Raw genomic sequence first — 17370 nt, forward strand, 5'->3', positions numbered from 1 at the left:
AAGTCTCGTTCGGGTCGGGCGTGCTGTTCGCGCCGACGGAGGTAGGCATCGATCGCGGCGTCTTGTCCGGCGTGGCTGCGGTGGTCGGCGCCGTTGTCGGCGCATCTGATCGCTCACCAGCGCAGGCGGCCGGCGCTGGTGGTAACGCCCGGACAGGGGACGGACTGTTCCGGCGCACGACTGTGCGAGGCGAGGCCCGGGTGCCGCGGGTCGTGGCACCCGGGCCCGCCCGGATGGCGTTGCGGAGGATCCGGTCGTATCCGTCGGCAGCAAACCGTGCTGACCTGCGGCGGCGCGGGATCACAGCGAGGATCCGCAGCAACGCCGACCAGGCCCCCTGGCCACTGTCCGCGTCGCCGCGATCAACCTGTGGCTGTCCGGCCGCAGCTGATGAAACCCGGCCGAGCACTGCCGGGACCGAGGTTGCCCCCAGTCCCGGGGGACGACGTCACCGCCCGCGCGACCAGAAACCGTAACCGTGGTTGGTGGCGCCCAGCGAACGGTACGTCGCGTCCACGAGCGCCTGACCGCGAGCGTTCAGCGCGGTTCCCATGCCGTGCTTGTTCATCGTGTAGGCGAAGGCCAAGCGGTGCGAGGGGTCGGCGAACCCGGTCTGCCCGCCGAGCCCGGTGTACCCGAACGCGTCCTCGCCGAAGATTTGAGAGCCGTCCGGGACCGCCGGGTTCCACCACGACTTGGCGAAGCCGCGACTGAAGGCCGTCGAAATGCCGAGGACCAAGTCCTTGCCGACCGCGGTCCGGTGATAGCGCATCGCATCGATCGTGGGCGGCGACACGAAACGCACACCGTTGAACGAGCCGTCGAGGGAGAACGGGACGTACGCCCCGGCGAGGCCTCGAGCGTTGGTGAGGGCGCCGACCGGGTTCTCGGCCGCGTGCGCCTGCGGGAGGTCGCAACGATCTGGTACCCACCCGCCCCCATTGGTGGCCAGCCGCACGCTGAGTGCGTCCGGGTTCGCCAGCTGCTCGGCAAAGAACTCCGGCGGCATATCGGCCGGATCGAAGGTGATCACCTTCGCGGCGCGACCCTCGAGTTCCGGCGGAAGGCCGATCCACGCCTCCAGACCACCGAGCGGCTCGGCGATCTCCTCACGGAAGAACGTTCCGATCGAACGTCCGTCGATCCGTCGCACCAGCTCACCGATCAGCCAGCCGAACATCATGCCGTGATAGCCGGCGGCGGTCCCGGGTTCCCACGCAGGGCGGGTGCGCTCGAGGAGCCCGATCATGAGGTCCCAGTCGTTGAAGCCGTCGAGGGGAATGATGTCGTCCACGTGAAACACACCGGAGGTGTGATTGAGCGCGTACTTGACCGGGATGTTCTCCTTGCCCTGCTGCGCGAACTCCGGCCAGTAGTGAGCAATCGGCTTCTCCGGGTCCAGCAGCCCGCGGTCGATGAGCATGTTCGCGCACATCGATACGAAACCCTTCGTGCAGGAGAAGACCACTCCGATGGTGTCCTCGGCCCAGGCCTCGCCGGTCGAAGCGTTCTTGGTGCCACCCCACAGGTCGACGACCGGCTTCCCGTCGACGTACACACACACTGATGCGCCGACCTCCCCGCGCTCGGCGAAGTTGCGCTCGAACTCCTCGCGCACAGCCGCGAACCGCGGCTCACAACTCCCCTGCACAGTCTGCCCTGCACTCACAACAAACCTCCGATGATCGAACTCGTCGTCGACGCGCGACCCCGGGCGAGTCGCTTGCGGGCCATCGTATACCCGAAACCATCGAACATGTATAGGATTAGCTCAATTCGCTGGACTGGCGGCACACTGTCGGTTAACGTCGAGGTCATCCCCTTCACAGCCGTTCCGGTCGAACGGGGGTGTCGCCGTCACGTCGATCATGGAGGTTGTCATGGGCAGTTTGGATGGGAAAGTCGCGTTCATCACCGGTGCGGCGCGGGGACAGGGCCGTAGTCATGCGGTGATGTTGGCCGAGCAGGGCGCCGACATCATCGGGGTCGATATCAGCAAGCAGGTGTCGACGGTGCCGTACCCGACGGCTCAGCCGGGCGATCTCGAGGAAACCGTGCGGCTGGTGGAGGCGACCGGTCGTCGGATGCTGGCCTCGGACGTCGATGTGCGGGACCTGGCGGGCTTGCGCGAGGCGGTCGACCGCGGTGTCGCCGAGTTCGGGCGCCTCGACATCGTCATCGCCAACGCCGGCATCAACACCGCGGCGCCGACCATCGAGATGGAGGAGGAGATGTGGAACGAGATGATCGACATCAACCTCACCGGAGTCTGGAAGACGGTCCGCGCAGCCGTGCCGCACATCGTGGCCGGCGGACGCGGCGGATCGGTTCTCCTGATCAGCTCGATCGTGACGGAGATGCCCAACAACAACATCGCTCACTACGCGGCCGCCAAGCACGGTGTCGTCGGACTGATGCGCGTCCTCACGAAAGAGCTGGGGCAGCACAATATCCGGGTCAACTCCATCCACCCGACGACGGTGGCCACCGATATGGTGCTCAACGACATGACCTACCGGCTGTTCCGTCCCGAGCTGGAGAACCCGACCCGGGAGGACTTCGAGAGCGCGCTGTCGGCGATGTATCGGTTGCCGATCCGGATCGTCGAGCCGGTCGACATCTCCAACGCCGTGCTGTACCTGGTCGGCGACACCGGCCGCTACGTCACCGGCGCCACACACTACGTCGACGCCGGCGGGCACCTGTAGATTCGTCCGCGACGCCCCTCCGCTGACAAGAGAAGCCGGACCTCACGGTCCGGCTTCTCTCATTCTGTCGGTTTACCGACGGCGGCGGGAATCGACCCGATGCCGGGCACCAGCTCGCCCGGCACGACGTCAGCGAATAGGTAGCGATCCGGGTTCCAGCGGCATGTCGTCGATGGAGCGCAACGGCGCGAACTGCGGCGCACGCCGCTCGAGGAATGCGGAGACACCCTCGGTGAAATCCGGCGACGCGATGAGATACTCCAGCAACTGCGACTCGAGGCGGTGGGCCTTCTCCATGCCACCCGATTCAGCCATCGCCCACAACATCCGTTTTGCCGCGGCGAATGCCAGCGGCGAGACGTTCTGCGCGATCTCTCCCGCGATCGAGTACGCGGTGTCCAAGAGCTCGTCCTCCGCACAGACGCGGGAGACCAGACCCCCCGACAACGCCTCGTCCGCACCGAAGACGCGACCGGTCGCGATCCACTCCATCGCTCGGGACATGCCGACCAGCCGTGGCAGCACAAAGGTCGAAATGGTTTCGGGCGGGAGACACCGCCGGGCGAACACGAAACCGAACTTCGCCTTCTCAGACGCGATCCGGATGTCCATCGGCAGTGTCATCGTCGATCCCACACCGACCGCCGGACCGTTGATCGCCGCGATGACCGGCTTGTTCAGCTTGGCGAAGGCCAGGCCGACGAGCCCGCCCGCGTCACGCGGCAGACCGTCGTCGAAGAACTCGCCGTCGTAGCTCATCTTGTCGAACTCAGCGGCTTCCGGATCGAGGTCCGCGCCCGCGCAGAACGCGCGGCCGCTCCCGGTGACCACCACGACCCGAACGGCCTCATCAGTGGCGATCGAGTCGCAGGCGCTGGCCAGTTCGCGCGCCATCCGGTAGGTGTAGGCGTTGAGCCGTTCCGGACGATTCAGCGTGATCGTCGCGATGCCGCCGTCGGACACCGAGTAGTCGATTTGTTCGAAGTCCATGCTTCGGCCTTTCCCTAGTTCGTCAGTTCTACAGCCCGAGGGATTTCGCGATGATGTCCCGCTGGACCTCGGCGACGCCGGCCCCGAACGTCAGGGCCATCGCGCGACGGAACTGCCCCTCCATCCCGAACTCGACGGCATAACCCGCTCCGCCCATCAGCTGCATGGCCTCCAACGTGGCGCGCCTGGCCAGATCCGCGGACTGGAGCTTGGCCATCGACGCCTCCCGCGGGAAGGTCTGGCCGGGATTCGCATCGACCAGGCGAGCAACACCGTAGATGAGGTACCGCGTCGATTCGATCGCTCCGGCGAGGTCGGCGAGACGGTGGCGTACCGATTGGAAGCTCCCGATCGACCTACCGAACTGGTGACGCTGCTTGACGTACTCGACCACGTCGTCGAACGCGCGCTGCGCCAAGCCGAGTCCCTGCGCCGCGCCGATGAGGCGCTCGAGGTTCAGGCCGGCCATCAACTGCCGCCATCCGTTGCCCGGCGTGCCGAGCAGACGCTTCTCGGGAACCTCGACGTCGGTGAAGAACAGCTCGTTCACCTCACTGTCGCCCATGGTTTCGATCCCCCGGATCTCGAGACCGTCCGACGAGGTGGGCACGCTGATCATGCTGAGCCCGTCGTGACGAGAGGCGGCCGGGTCGGTGCGGCACACGAGGAGGATGTGCTCTGCCACGTGCGCGGCGGTGGTCCACATCTTCTGCCCGTTGGCCACGTAGGTGCCGTTGTCGAGCAGTGCTCGGGTCTTCATGGCGGCGACGTCCGAACCCGCTTCCGGCTCGCTCATCGCGATCGCCTCGACCCGCCCGGCGCAGATGCCGCCGAGGATCTCTTGCTTCTGTTCCTCCGTACCGAACATCAGATACGGCCCCGCAACGATCGTGCTGACCGCGAGCCCGGCCACCGGCAACTGGCCGCGAGCCACCTCTTCCAGCATCAAGCAGAGCTCGACCGCTCCGCCGCCTCCACCTCCGTAGGCCTCCGGGATGGCGACTCCAACGAATCCCGCCTCGGCCAGCTTCGTGTACAGCTCCTGGTTATGGCCCCGATTGCTCGCGGCCTGCAGCGCCCGAAGCTGCTCGGTAGTGCCGGCCTCCCGTTGGCAGAAAGCGCGGACGGACTCCGCGAAGAGCTTCTCCTCTGGAGACAGAATTACCGACATCGACCCTCCTAGTGATGAGTATATGTACCGGACCGTACACAGACTGGTGCCGAAAGTATATAGGATTGGCCTAATTGATCGCCTTTGAGGTGAGTGGCCGGACAGGGTCGTAGTTGCCCTTGCCGATGTGTCCAGCGGGGGTCGAACGATGCTCGTGAGGAGGGCGCTGCGGGGGAACCGCGCGTCATTGACCGCCCGGCGTTGCAGGCCCGGATGCCCGAGGGCGCCCTGCCGACCAGAGCGATCGAACGAGGCGCCGCTGGGCCGCCGCTGGCAGAACGTGCCGACGCTCGGCTCGATGGACAGCGACCGAGGTGCACGCCGACGTGATAGCGCCGGCAGCCCTCGTGAACCGGGAACCGGCGTCCGGCATCCGGGTGACGCCGTTCCTCCCGAACCTCGTGGCCGCGGCGAGAGCACGCTATGGCGGTGTCGACCTCGACCCGGACGAGACCGACACCGGCCCGACACCCGCCGGGCCGTGGGCGCGCAGCGCCTATTAGTCCATTACACTAAAGGAATGGCGAGGACCAAAACCATGAAGACCGATTCTGCGCACGTGCGAGTGCCCAAGACCGCAGACGTGGTCGCGGCTGCGCTGCGTCGGGAGATCATCCGCGGCGGGTTCTTCGACGGTCAGGTACTGCCTACCGAAGCGGAATTGATGGCCCGATACGGGGTTTCGCGCCCCTCCCTGCGTGAGGCATTACGCATCCTGGAGTCCGAGAAGCTCGTCCACGTGCGGCGCGGGAATCAGGGCGGTGTGCAGGCGTGCAGGCCCAGCATTTCGGTCGCAGCGAACTACCTGGGCATGATCATGGAGTCCGAACGGGTGACGCTTGCCGACGTCTTCGTCGCGCGCGCCGCCATCGAGCCGGTCGCCGTACGGATGCTGGCGACTTCCCGGCAGCGCGACAAGGCAGTCGCCGAGTTGCGCGAGATCCTGGCGCAGGAAGCTGAGGCGCTCGACGATGCCGAAGCCTACGCAGCTGCGACACAGCATTTCCACCATCGACTCGTCGAGCTGTCCGGCAACAAGACCATCGGTCTTCTGTGGGGTGCGCTGCAGTACGTCGTCGCCGCCGAGGTTCGCGATATCGGGATGAACCGGAGCGCGCCTCGGCGCGCCGAGCGGGTGGAGGCGGTGGAGCACATGCTCTCACTCGTCGAAGCGGGCGAGGCCGACGCCGCCGAGACCCTGTGGCGCGATCTGATGGCGGGAATCGCCAAGAAGATCTTGGCCAAGCACGGAAGCAAGACCCTGATCGACGTTCTCGGCTAGGAAACACCACCCCGACGCGACATAAGGCGCGCCCGGCGCCTTATGTCGCGTTCGTACGGTTACAGCACGCCGCCATCCACGCGGATGACCGATCCTGTGGTGTAGCTACTGGCGTCCGAGGCACAGTAGACCGCGGTTCCGATGATCTCGCTCGCGTCGCCAACTCGTCCGAGCGGCGTGGCCGCAGCGGCGATATCGAACATCTCTGGCGTCCATGCCCTGGTGATATCGGTGCGGAATACTCCGCACTGGATGGCGTTGACCCTGACGGCGGGACCGAGGGTCCGGGCCAATCCCACGGTCAGTGCGTTCAGGCCGGCCTTCGCGGCCGCATACGGAAGAACCGTTTCATCCGGTCGGATCGAGGCGATCGAGGAAATGTTGATGATCGATCCCGCTCCAGCCGCCACCATGCGCGTTCCAATTGTTGCCGAGAGTCGGAACGGACCTTTGAGGTTGACACCGAACACTTTGTCGTACAGATCCTCGCTCACCTTGTCGACACTCGGGTACACCGGCGACAATCCGGCATTGTTGACCAGCACATCGACGCGTCCGAACTCGGCGTACGCGGTTTCCACCAGGGCGTCACACTGATCCCAGTCACCCACGTTCACCGCGACCGGCAACGCGCGTCGACCGTAGCGCTCGCGAACTTCCTCGGCGAGGGATTCGCACGACTCCAGCTTACGACTGGCGATGATCACGTCGGCGCCACGCTCCGCGAACCCGAGCACCATCGCGCGGCCGAGTCCGCGACTGCCCCCGGTAACCAGAGAAACCTTGTCGGTGAGGTCGAATCTATCGGGCATCTCTGTTCTCCGCTCCATGTGATCGGTTCATATCAAGCAGTGGACTCGCCGCCTTGGGGACGCGTGCGCGACCAGGAGTCGAGCACCGCACGGAGGGCAGCGATGAGGGGAAGGGGCTGGTCCAGCATGGGGTGATGACCGGCGTCGACCAGCTCGACGTACGGGCCGTTCATTCCGAGGACAGAGCGCAGTCGACCAGCCATAGGGGCGGACGCCTGGCCTTTTTCACAGCGAACATAACCCATCCGATCCGTCAAACGGGTCGGCAACGGCTCCAGTCGGTCGAAGGCCGCCGACGGCATCGGGTCGCGGAGGTGGTCGCCGAATGCCGCCGGATCGAACTTCCACGTCCACTCGCCGCCGATGGGTTCGACCGATTCTGCGGCAATGTGTTCGGCGACGTACGGTAGCACGGTTCGCTGCGCCGGGAACGGCGCGAATCGACGGACGATCTCGGCCTTCGATCCGTAGCGCTTGTGATTGCGATTCTGGATACGCTCGTTCTCGGGGACCTCATCCCACGGCGGCGAATCGATGATGAGCACGCTATCGATTCGATCGGCGAAGGACCGAGCCGCCGCCGCCGCGATCCATCCGCCCAGACTGTGCCCGACGATGGTGGGCCGGCGCGGACCGCTCATCGCCTGTGCGACGGCGAACACTTCGCTCGCCCACGTCTGGACCGCGTAGGAGTCTCGCACGTCGCTGTCGCCGTGCCCGGACAGATCTGGGGCGATGACATAGTGTGTGCCCGTCAGGTACGGCGCGATATGGTTCCACCAGCCCGAGTGGGCACCGCCGCCGTGTACGAGGACGACCGGAAGTGCGGCCGGGTCGCCCCAGGTCCGCACATGAATGCCGACTCCGTCCAGATCGATGTCGTGGCGCTCCGGAACGGTAGCGACCGCATCGGCAAACCACCCTGGGATCATCGTCAGAGCAGCTCGAGGATCGTAGCGTTGGCCATGCCGCCGCCCTCACACATCGACTGAAGGCCGTAGCGAATCCCGTTGTCCTTCATGTGATGCACGAGGGTGGTCATGATGCGCACACCAGATGCGCCCAGCGGGTGCCCCAACGCCATGGCGCCCCCATTCGGATTGAGCCGCTCATAGGACGCACCGGTCTGCTTCTGCCAGCCGAGCGAAACCGAGGCGAACGCCTCGTTGATTTCGTATACCCCGACCTCGTCGAGCGCGAGTCCGGCACGCTTCAGCGCCTTCTGCGTCGCCGGAATCGGGGCGGTGAGCATCCTGACCGGATCGGCGCCAACGACAGTTCCGGTATGGAACCGGGCGATCGGATTCCACCCATGACGTGCGGCGATCTCACTGGTGGTGATGAGCAGCGCCGCTGCGCCGTCGGAGATCTGCGACGCGTTGCCTGCGGTGATGACGCCGTCGGACTTGAATACTGGCGCGAGCTTGCCCAGCGTTTCCAGCGAGCCTCCCCGCCGGACGCCTTCGTCGGTGTCGAAGACACGGCGGGCGCCCTCGGCATCGGTGACCTCGACGGGGACGATCTGCGACTTGAATCTGCCTTCGTCGATCGCCGCTGCGGCTCGCTCGTGAGAATCGAGCGCATGCTGATCGAGCTCGGTACGACTGAGTCCGAAGTCCCCAGCGATCAATTCAGCACCGATGCCCTGGTTGAAGGTGACGTGGTTGTAGCGCTCCGAGACCAGGGGCCCGCCGGGACGGCCGAACGATTCGTCGACCGAGGCCGAACCCATCGGTACCCGTGACATCAACTCGACGCCGCCGGCCACCGCGACGTCGTACTGGCCCGAAATGACGCCGGCCACAGCCTGATGAACAGCCTGCTGAGAAGATCCACACTGTCGATCGATGGTGAGTCCGGGAACGTGCTCGGGCCAACCTGCCGCCAGCACGGCGAACCGGCCGATGCACCCGGACTGGTCGCCGACCTGGGTGACACACCCCCAGACCACGTCGTCGACCAGGGCCGGGTCCAGGCCGGTGCGTTCGGCAAGCGCCGTCAGCACATGGGCCGAGAGGTCGGTCGGATGAATTCCCGACAGCGTACCGCCGGGCTTGCCTTTGGCAATGGGGGTACGGACCGCATCCACGATCACCGCGTCTCGCATCGGAAAAATCCTCCAGAATCGCAAACAGATAGATGATTGATCTGTACGGTAAGATCCTTCCGACATCGTGTCAAGGATCCATCAGCCGCGCCCTCCGCGACGCATTCGTTCACTCCCGGGCGCATCCGAAGTGGATTAGTATGCGTGCAACCATATATAGGATTGAGGTTCAGAATGACTGTGCTCGTGTTGCTCGAGTGCCACACCAAGCCGGACAGGACAGAGGACTGCCTCGCGTATCTGCGGGGCATCCTCGCCGACACGCGTGGATATGAAGGCCACGTGTCGTTGAGCGCGGTGCGCAACATCGACGACCCGGCTCACCTCGTACTCGTCGAGCAGTGGGCTCGCCTCGAGGACCAGAAGGCTTACCTGGCGTGGCGCGCCAAAAGCGGGGCCCTGGACGAGATAGCCGAATTCATGGCCGCTCCCCCGTCGATCACGGTATTCGACTACAGCGCCGGCATCTGAGACGCACGAGAACCCAGCACCGCACACGACGTTCTCCGCGGCAGCCTTCGCCGAACCAGGTTCTGGCGGAACACGAGACTCGCATCTACGACTACGTGGAAAGCGAACGGCGGTCCAACTCTTCGCTTCAGCTCGCCACATTGTCGGTGACCTATTCGGCATCGTGCAGTCGGTCCAGCGACGTCATCGTCCGTCCGCTGATCACCGAGCACTGGATCACCTCGGAGCCACCCATGGAAATTCTCGTCGAAGCACACACGGTCCGTGTCCGGGATTGGACGGATCTTCGACGCATCGATGTCCGCACCACTGTGAACGAATCCGACACATGCGAGCGCTTACGGCAGCGCGGTATCGGCTACGTCGATGGTAACTCCGCCTATATCAACGCGTTCTGGCTGCAGTCGGCGAGCGACAGTCCTGTGTGGCACGACGCGGTCCGCGAATTGTTGTCGTTTGCCGAATGCCACGGGTGGTTCGACGGCGTGTATCTGCGTTTGAACTTCGCTTATGTTCGTGGTGCCCGTCCGAGGATCGCTTCGCGGGCATTGACGTGACCGGCACACCCGTGCGCGCGTTTCGTTCTGTGGCGAGCACCTGACCAGTCGTTCGACCCCGCTTCGGCCACAGGTTTGCGACGGTGAGGGCGCCGTCGACCAGCAGACGCTGCTCCACCCGGTCGGGCTCTCGCAGAAGAGGACAACTCCCACGCCGAAAGGCGTGGGAGTTGTCCCGTATTGCTGGTTTTGCGCTATCTGACCAGGTGTTGATCCTGGTCAGCACCGTGTCGGTCAGTATTTCTCGCCCTTGGCGGCCTTCTCGACCAGCGAAGCCGGCGGCTCGAAGTGCTTGCCGTACTTCGACGCCAGGTCGCGTGCGCGGTCCACGAAGCCCTGCAGGCCGCCCTCGTATCCGTTGATGTACTGGATGACACCACCGGTCCATGCAGGGAAGCCGATGCCATAGATCGAGCCGATATTGGCGTCCGGGACGGAGGTGAGGACACCCTCGTCGAAGCACTTCACGGTCTCGATGGCTTCGCCGAAGAGCATGCGCTCCTTCATGTCCTCGAACGGAATCTCCTTGGAACCCGACTCGAAGTGCTCCCGCAGACCCGGCCAGAGCCGGGTGCGCTTGCCGTTCTCGTCGTAATCGTAGAAGCCTTTGCCGTCCTTCCTCGCGGTGCGGCCGTTCTCGATCATCCAGTCGATCACGGCGTTCGAACCGTGGTAGGGGATTTCCTTGCCCTCGGCCTCGAGCGCCGCCTCGGTCTCCTTACGGATCTTCTGCGGCAGGGTCAAGGTGAGCTCGTCCATGAGCTGCAGCGGCGCGGCCGGGTACCCGGCCCGGGTGCCCGCACGCTCGATGAACGCCGGCTCGATACCTTCGCCGACGGCCGCGATGGCCTCGTTGACGAAGGCGCCGATGACACGGCTGGTGAAGAAGCCGCGGCTGTCGTTGACCACGATCGGGGTCTTGCGGATCTGCAGGGTGTAGTCGATCACCTTGGCGAGCACCGCGTCCGAGGTCTTCTCGCCCTTGATGATCTCGACCAGCGGCATCTTGTCGACCGGTGAGAAGAAGTGGATGCCGATGAAGTCCTCGGGGCGCTTCACACCCTCGGCGAGGATGGTGATCGGCAGCGTGGAGGTGTTGGAACCCAGGACGGCGTCGGGCTCGACGATGTCCTCGATCTCCTGGAACACCTTGTGCTTGACCTCGACCGACTCGAAAGCGGCCTCGATGACGAGATCGACACCCTTGAAGTCGGCGGCGTCGACGGTCGGGTGGATGCGAGCGAGCAGCGCATCGCTCTTCTCCTGGGTGGTCTTGCCCTTGGCGACAGCCTTCGCCTCGAGCGTCTCCGAGTATCCCTTACCGCGCTCGGCGGCCGCGAGGTCGATGTCCTTGAGGACGACCTCGATGCCTGCCTTCGCCGAGACGTAGGCGATGGCCGCACCCATCATTCCGGCGCCGATGACGCCGACCTTCTTGGCGGTGAACTTGTCGTAGCGCGCAGGCCGCGAGCCGCCGCTCTTGATGTGCTGCAGATCGAAGAAGAACGCCTTGATCATGTTCTGCGCCACCTGACCGGTGACCAGCGAGACGAAGTAGCGGGTCTCGATGATGTCGGCGGTGTCGATGTCGACGTAGGCACCCTCGACGGCGGCGGCAAGGATGGCGCGCGGAGCAGGCATGTTGGCACCCTTGATCTGCTTGCGCAGCAGGGCGGGCAGAGCAGGCAGGTTCGCGGCGAACGCCGGGTCGGTGGGGGCACCACCGGGGATCTTGTAGCCCTTGACGTCGAACGGCTGCTGGGCCTCGGGGTTCTCCTTGATCCATGCCTTGGCGGCGGGGATCAGTTCCTCGATGGAGCCGACGACCTCGTGGATCAGCCCGGTCTCCTTGGCCTCGGTCGGGTTGAAGCGCCGGCCCGTGAACAGGACCTTGGTGAGGGCGTTGTGGATACCGAGCAGGCGAACGGTACGGACGACCCCGCCGCCACCCGGCAACAGGCCGAGATTTGCCTCGGGCAGACCGATCTGGACACCCTTGACGTCGGCCGCGATGCGATAGTGGGTGTGCAGCGCGATCTCCAGTCCACCGCCCAGCGCGGCACCGTTGATGGCCGCGACGACGGGTTTGCCCAGGGTCTCGAGGCGGCGCAGTACCTTCTTCATGCCGTTGGTCGTCTCGGCGATCATCGCGGCGATCTCCGCCTTGGACAGGCCTCCGTGGTCGCTCGACATGTCCTTGAGGTCGCCACCGGCGAAGAAGGTCTTCTTCGCCGACGTGATGATGACGCCGGTGATCTCCTCCCGCTCCGCCTCGAGGCGGTCGACGACCGCCGCCGTCGAGTCCATGAACCGCTGGTTCATGGTGTTGGCGCCCTGGTTGGGGTCGTCCATGGTCAGGATGACGACGCCGTCGGCATCCTTCTCCCAATTGATGACGTTGTCACTCATAGTGTTCGAGTTCTTTCTGGTGAAGTGGGAGGTCAGAGACGCTCGATGATGGTCGCGATGCCCATGCCGCCACCGACGCAGAGGGTGATCAGGCCGTAGCGGCCGCCGGTGCGCTCGAGCTCGTCGAGGCAGGTGCCGTAGATCATCGCGCCGGTGGCGCCGAGCGGGTGCCCCATGGCGATCGCGCCACCGTTGACGTTGACCTTCTCGTGCGGGATCTTCAGATCCTTCATCCACTTCAGCACGACCGACGCGAACGCCTCGTTCAGCTCGAAGACGTCGATGTCGTCGACGCTCAGGCCGGCCTTCTTCAGCGCCAGCTCGGTAGCCGGGGTGGGGCCGGTGAGCATGATGGTGGGCTCGCTGCCGATCTGGGCGAAAGTGACGACGCGGGCACGCGGGGTCAGCCCGTTTCGCTCGCCCGCCTGTTCGCTGCCGATGAGCACGAGGCTCGAACCGTCGACGATGCCGGAGCTGTTGCCTCCGGTGTGGACGTGGTTGATCTTCTCGACGCTCGGGTACTTCTGCAGCGCGACATCGTCAAAGCCGGCCATGTCCGCGAGGGCGGCGAAGGCAGGTTTCAGCTTCCCGAGGCTCTCGACGGTCGAACCCGGACGGCGATGCTCGTCGTGGTCGAGGATGGTGACGCCGTTGATATCCTTGACCGGCACGATGGATTTGGCGAAGTAGCCACTGGCCCAGGCCTTCTCGGCGCGATTCTGGGATTCGGCCGCGTAGGCGTCGACGTCCTCGCGGGAGAAGCCCTCGATGGTGGCGATCAGGTCGGCACTGACGCCCTGCGGAACGATGTGGTGGTCGAACGCGGTGGCGGGGTCGGCGAAGAGCGCTCCCCCGTCGGTGCCCATCGGGACGCGCGACATCGACTCGACACCACCGGCGAGAACCAGGTCGTCGAAGCCGGATGCCACCTTGGCCGAGGCCAGGTTGACGGCCTCCAGACCCGATGCGCAGAAGCGGTTGATCTGCGTGCCGGGGACGGTCTCCTGGAGACCACTGTTGAGGGCCGCGGTGCGCGCGATCACCGAACCCTGCTCGCCGATCGGCGTGACGACACCGAGAACGACGTCGTCTACGTCAGCCGGGTCGAGGCCGCCGTGACGGGCCAGGACCTCGTCGATCAGACCCGAGACCAGATCGACCGGCTTCATACTGTGCAACGCGCCGCCGCGCTGCTTGCCACGAGGCGTGCGAACGGCCTCGTAGATGAATGCTTGCTCAGGCACTGATGTTCCTTTCCCACGAACCATGGTCACGTACGACCCGCAGCCCACACGATACCTATAACTATTAGACCTGATTGTACCTTAATGACCTATCAGCCTGTATCCTCCCCGTTATGGACATCAAGGGAACAAGTGCAATCGTCACCGGTGGCGCCTCGGGCATCGGCGAGGCCACGGCCCGTCGCCTCGCCAACCTCGGCGCCACCGTCGTGATCGCTGATGTGAACGCTGCGGACGGCGAACGGATCGCCAAGGAGATCGCCGGCAAGTTCGTGGCGGTCGACGTCACCGACACCGAGCAGATCAAGGCCGCGGTCGACACCGCGACGGATATCGCTCCACTGTGGGCCACCGTCAATTCCGCCGGCGTCGGCAAGGCGCAGCGCACGGTCGGTAAGGACGGCGAGTTCTCGTCGGCCCACGACCTCGACCTGTACAAGAGGATCGTCGCGATCAACCTGGTCGGCACTTTCGACATGGTCCGTCTCGCGGCGACGGCGATGAGCCGGAACACCCCGAATGAGAACGGCGAGCGCGGAGCGATCGTCAACCTCGCCAGCGTCGCAGCCTTCGACGGTCAGATCGGCCAGGCTTCCTATTCATCGGCGAAGGGCGGCGTGGTCGGCATGACTCTGCCGGTCGCGCGCGATCTCTCGGCCATCGGAGTGCGCGTCAACTGCATCGCTCCCGGCTTGATCGACACACCGATCTGGGGCTTCGGCCCGGAGGCGGATGCCTTCAAGGCGAAAGTCGGTGAAAGCGTCCTGTTCCCCAAGCGCTTGGGCTCGCCGGACGAACTCGCGTCCATGGTTCAGGAGCTGATCACCAATTCGTACATGAATGCCGAAGTGATTCGTGTCGACGGTGGCATCCGGATGCCACCGAAGTAGTCCGCGAGTGTCACCAGCCCGCGCCGCCCAGGCGCGGGCTCGGTACCGCCGACGTCCCCATGATCACCGCGATGAGGTTCGAGCGCATCCACCCTTCGAACCTCATCGCCTGAGCTTCTCGCCACGGCCGCTCCACGACGAGGAGTCGACGCCGCCGGCGTCGGACACGTCCGAAGACCATTTCTGACCGACGCCGAACATTCGCATGCTGCCATGCCACACGGCTACTGCGACTCCCCACCGAGGTTCCTCCTGGGCGCTGTACCGGTGTGCGCCGGACGCAGCGGCCGATCCGTCGGCCCTGGCGAATCCGAAGCTCGGCGCATGCGTGGTGGTTACCGCGTTCCTCGAACGCGGGGTAACCACCACTGTCTCGATGACGACCCCGTTACTGGAAGGGCGAATCCAGGTGACTCATCTTCGACGCGTACCGCCAGTCGGTACCGATCTTGACGAAGGTGTCGATGTAGAAACCGGTTGCCTGCACGCGAGGGCCGTTCTCCTCGACCACATACAGGGTGAGATTGGAGACGGCCACGACCCTGTCGTCCGACTCCTCTCTGAACCACGTGTTCGTGACGACGTGGCGCAGCGGCTCGCTGCGCACCGCGAACCGATCCACGAACCGCTCGCGCAGTGCCTCGCGGCCCACGGTCGGTCCGAACTGTTGCTTGCCGCCCTGCACGATCGTCGTGAAGCTACCGTCCTCGGCATACAGGTCCGCCAGCTCGTCGGCCTGCTTGGTGTCGTACAGCCAGGCGGAATAGGCGATGAGCTCGAGGATTTCGTCGCGTGTGCTCATCGGGCGGCACTTTCTGTGGGCTCGGCAGCGGCTACCTTCGTTCCGTTGCCCCGCAGTACCTGCACGTCCCGGCGGGCCGTCAGACGATAACCACACTCCGGGTCGTCGAGCGTCCAGTTGCGCAGGATGTCGAAGTAGGCGAGCGGTCCATCGGGATAGCGCAATCCTGTGAAGAGTTCGGCGCTGCTCTTGGCCGACCCTTCGGCGTTGAAGTAGCCAGGGGTGCATTCCTGGAGGAAGGCGAGCTGACTCTCCTGTTGCGGCGCATCGACGATCACCTTCACCCAGGCATCGACCGCATCGGAGTCGGCCTCGACGATCGCGGCGGCGTGCGTCGCTCCGACGATGGCTCGGGAGATGTAGTGGGCGTGTTCGTCGAGAAGGTGCACCGCGTTGAGAGCCGCCGCCGTCTGCGCGTTGCCCCCCATGAAGAACAGGTTGGGGAACTGATCGGTAGCGACGCCGTGCAGGGTACGAACACCATCGGACCAGTGCTCGCTCAGCGTGCGACCATCACTGCCGGTGATCTCGAAGCCGGTGAGCTGCTTGAAGGAATCCGGTGCGTCGAATCCGGTCGCCATGATCAGGCAGTCGATCTCGTGCTCGGTGCCGCCGACCACGACGCCGGTGCGCGTGAACGCCTCGATCCCGCGGCCATTGGTGTCGACCACGCGGACGTTGTCGCGGTTGAATGCTTCGAGATATTCGTCGTGCCAGCCTGCGCGTTTGCACCACCATCGGTACCACGGTTCGAGAATCGCAGCGGTGGCAGGGTCCTTCACCGTCTCCCGAATCCGGGCCCTGGCCTGGTTCATCAGGCGGAAGTCGTTCATCTCGGTGATGAGGTCGAGTTCTTCGGGCGTCGGCTTGCGGCCGAGCCGCGCAACGGTGACTGCTTCCGGCTCGGCCAGCACTGCGCACGCCTCGGTCCAACCGTCGGCAACCAGATTCTCCGCCGGCGGCACGTAACCCGGGGTCGTGGCGTTCTGGATGTGCAGCTGGAAGTTGTCGCGTCGCCGCCGCTGCCAGCCCGGTGTCGACCGGTCGACCCAATCCGATCCGACCTCGCGCTGACCGCGCACGCCGACGGTGGATGGTGTGCGCTGGAAGACGACGAGCTCCTTCACGTGCGGTGCCACCGCAGGCACCACCTGCAGCGCGGTCGCACCGGTGCCCACGACGCCGACGCGCTTCTCGGCCAGGCCGGTGAGCTGTCCATCGTCGCGGCCGCCGGTGTAGTCGTAATCCCAACGGCTGGTATGGAAGATGTGGCCCGCGTATTCGTCGACCCCCGGAAGACTCGGGAACTTCGGAATGCTCATCCGGCCGCAGGAGACCACGAAGAAGTCGCAGGTCAGCTTGTCACCGCGGTCGGTGGTGACCATCCACCTGTTGGCGGTGTCGTCCCAGCGCGCCGATGTCACAACCGTCTGGAAGCACGCCTTGTCGTAGAGGTGGTACGTCTCGCCGATCTTGCGGCTGAGCGCCCGCATTTCCGGTGCGTACGCGTATCGATGCTTCGGAATCCATCCGAGTTCCTCGATGAGCGGGAGATAGGTATGCGCCTCGATGTCGCACATGGCGCCCGGATACCGGTTCCAGTACCAGACGCCGCCGAAATCGCCGCCGACCTCGATGATGCGGACGTCGGTGATACCGGCTTCGTACAACCGGGCGCCCATCAGCAGACCGCCGTACCCGCCGCCGACGACGATCACCGAACTGTGCTCGGCGATCGGTTCGCGAGTGAGGGGTTCGGTCCACGGGTCGGCACCGAACCGCGCGTAATCGCCCTTGGGTGGGGTGTATTGGGACTTACCGTCGGATCGAATGCGGCGGTCGCGTTCCGCGCGGTACTTACTGCGGAGCGCCTCCGGATCGAAGTCGATCTCGCCGACGACTGGGTCGATTGTCATTGCGCCTTCGC

16 protein-coding genes are annotated in these 17370 nt (G+C 65.1%); 6 read left to right on the forward strand and 10 right to left on the reverse strand.

Annotated features, from left to right (window positions below; all coding sequences use genetic code 11):
* Nucleotides 1–448 precede the first annotated feature (448 nt).
* Entirely contained in the window at nt 449–1618 is a 1170-nt protein-coding gene (locus tag GV790_RS10410) for a serine hydrolase domain-containing protein (RefSeq protein ID WP_163813048.1), read from the reverse strand.
* Nucleotides 1619–1880: 262 nt separating this feature from the next.
* Here GV790_RS10410 and GV790_RS10415 point away from each other — a divergent pair, with 262 nt between their 5' ends.
* A complete protein-coding gene (locus GV790_RS10415; protein ID WP_163813050.1) occupies nt 1881–2708 on the forward strand; it encodes a mycofactocin-coupled SDR family oxidoreductase in 828 nt (275 codons plus the stop codon).
* Nucleotides 2709–2837: 129 nt separating this feature from the next.
* Here the strand turns inward: GV790_RS10415 and GV790_RS10420 are convergent, their stop codons facing one another.
* The gene (locus GV790_RS10420) at nt 2838–3698 is read right to left on the reverse strand and encodes an enoyl-CoA hydratase-related protein (RefSeq protein WP_163813052.1); all 861 of its coding nucleotides are present in this window, start codon (nt 3696–3698) and stop codon (nt 2838–2840) included.
* A gap of 28 nt (nt 3699–3726) precedes the next feature.
* Nucleotides 3727–4869, reverse strand: coding sequence for an acyl-CoA dehydrogenase family protein (locus GV790_RS10425; protein ID WP_163813054.1), 1143 nt, complete (start codon nt 4867–4869; stop codon nt 3727–3729).
* A 347-nt stretch (nt 4870–5216) separates the two neighbouring features.
* On the opposite strand from GV790_RS10425, the gene GV790_RS10430 reads away from it, so the two are divergent.
* Entirely contained in the window at nt 5217–5372 is a 156-nt protein-coding gene (locus GV790_RS10430) for a hypothetical protein (RefSeq protein ID WP_163813056.1), read from the forward strand.
* A gap of 17 nt (nt 5373–5389) precedes the next feature.
* Nucleotides 5390–6151, forward strand: a complete 762-nt coding sequence (locus GV790_RS10435; protein ID WP_163813059.1) for a FadR/GntR family transcriptional regulator — start codon at nt 5390–5392, stop codon at nt 6149–6151.
* Between the two features lie 59 nt (nt 6152–6210).
* Here the strand turns inward: GV790_RS10435 and GV790_RS10440 are convergent, their stop codons facing one another.
* The 3 genes from GV790_RS10440 to GV790_RS10450 are packed head-to-tail and all read right to left on the reverse strand — an operon-like array spanning nt 6211 to nt 9070.
* Complete coding sequence (locus tag GV790_RS10440) at nt 6211–6963, reverse strand: SDR family NAD(P)-dependent oxidoreductase (RefSeq protein ID WP_163813061.1); 753 nt, start codon at nt 6961–6963, stop codon at nt 6211–6213.
* 32 nt (nt 6964–6995) lie between these two features.
* Entirely contained in the window at nt 6996–7895 is a 900-nt protein-coding gene (locus GV790_RS10445) for an alpha/beta fold hydrolase (protein WP_163813063.1), read from the reverse strand.
* 2 nt (nt 7896–7897) lie between these two features.
* Nucleotides 7898–9070 carry a thiolase family protein gene (locus GV790_RS10450; RefSeq protein WP_163813065.1) on the reverse strand — a complete coding sequence of 391 codons (1173 nt, stop codon included), beginning with the start codon at nt 9068–9070 and terminating at the stop codon, nt 7898–7900.
* A 174-nt stretch (nt 9071–9244) separates the two neighbouring features.
* On the opposite strand from GV790_RS10450, the gene GV790_RS10455 reads away from it, so the two are divergent.
* Together GV790_RS10455 and GV790_RS10460 are read left to right on the forward strand one after the other, a co-directional pair.
* On the forward strand, nt 9245–9541 hold the full coding sequence (locus GV790_RS10455; RefSeq protein WP_163813067.1) for a putative quinol monooxygenase: 297 nt from the start codon (nt 9245–9247) through the stop codon (nt 9539–9541).
* 95 nt (nt 9542–9636) lie between these two features.
* Nucleotides 9637–10098, forward strand: a complete 462-nt coding sequence (locus GV790_RS10460; protein WP_256673191.1) for a hypothetical protein — start codon at nt 9637–9639, stop codon at nt 10096–10098.
* A 234-nt stretch (nt 10099–10332) separates the two neighbouring features.
* Here GV790_RS10460 and GV790_RS10465 read toward each other — a convergent pair whose 3' ends face one another.
* Together GV790_RS10465 and GV790_RS10470 are read right to left on the reverse strand one after the other, a co-directional pair.
* The gene (locus tag GV790_RS10465; protein ID WP_163813069.1) at nt 10333–12507 is read right to left on the reverse strand and encodes a 3-hydroxyacyl-CoA dehydrogenase NAD-binding domain-containing protein; all 2175 of its coding nucleotides are present in this window, start codon (nt 12505–12507) and stop codon (nt 10333–10335) included.
* Nucleotides 12508–12539: 32 nt separating this feature from the next.
* On the reverse strand, nt 12540–13751 hold the full coding sequence (locus GV790_RS10470; RefSeq protein ID WP_163813072.1) for an acetyl-CoA C-acetyltransferase: 1212 nt from the start codon (nt 13749–13751) through the stop codon (nt 12540–12542).
* 113 nt (nt 13752–13864) lie between these two features.
* Here GV790_RS10470 and GV790_RS10475 point away from each other — a divergent pair, with 113 nt between their 5' ends.
* On the forward strand, nt 13865–14641 hold the full coding sequence (locus GV790_RS10475) for an SDR family NAD(P)-dependent oxidoreductase (RefSeq protein WP_163813075.1): 777 nt from the start codon (nt 13865–13867) through the stop codon (nt 14639–14641).
* Nucleotides 14642–15029: 388 nt separating this feature from the next.
* Here the strand turns inward: GV790_RS10475 and GV790_RS10480 are convergent, their stop codons facing one another.
* Together GV790_RS10480 and GV790_RS10485 are read right to left on the reverse strand one after the other, a co-directional pair.
* Nucleotides 15030–15443, reverse strand: coding sequence for a nuclear transport factor 2 family protein (locus tag GV790_RS10480; RefSeq protein WP_163813077.1), 414 nt, complete (start codon nt 15441–15443; stop codon nt 15030–15032).
* The gene (locus GV790_RS10485; protein ID WP_163813079.1) at nt 15440–17359 is read right to left on the reverse strand and encodes a flavin-containing monooxygenase; all 1920 of its coding nucleotides are present in this window, start codon (nt 17357–17359) and stop codon (nt 15440–15442) included. Before GV790_RS10485 ends, GV790_RS10480 begins: the two co-directional genes overlap by 4 nt.
* Nucleotides 17360–17370 lie beyond the last annotated feature (11 nt).

It is taken from the genome of Nocardia cyriacigeorgica, from assembly GCF_010858045.1.
Taxonomy (GTDB): domain Bacteria; phylum Actinomycetota; class Actinomycetes; order Mycobacteriales; family Mycobacteriaceae; genus Nocardia; species Nocardia cyriacigeorgica_E.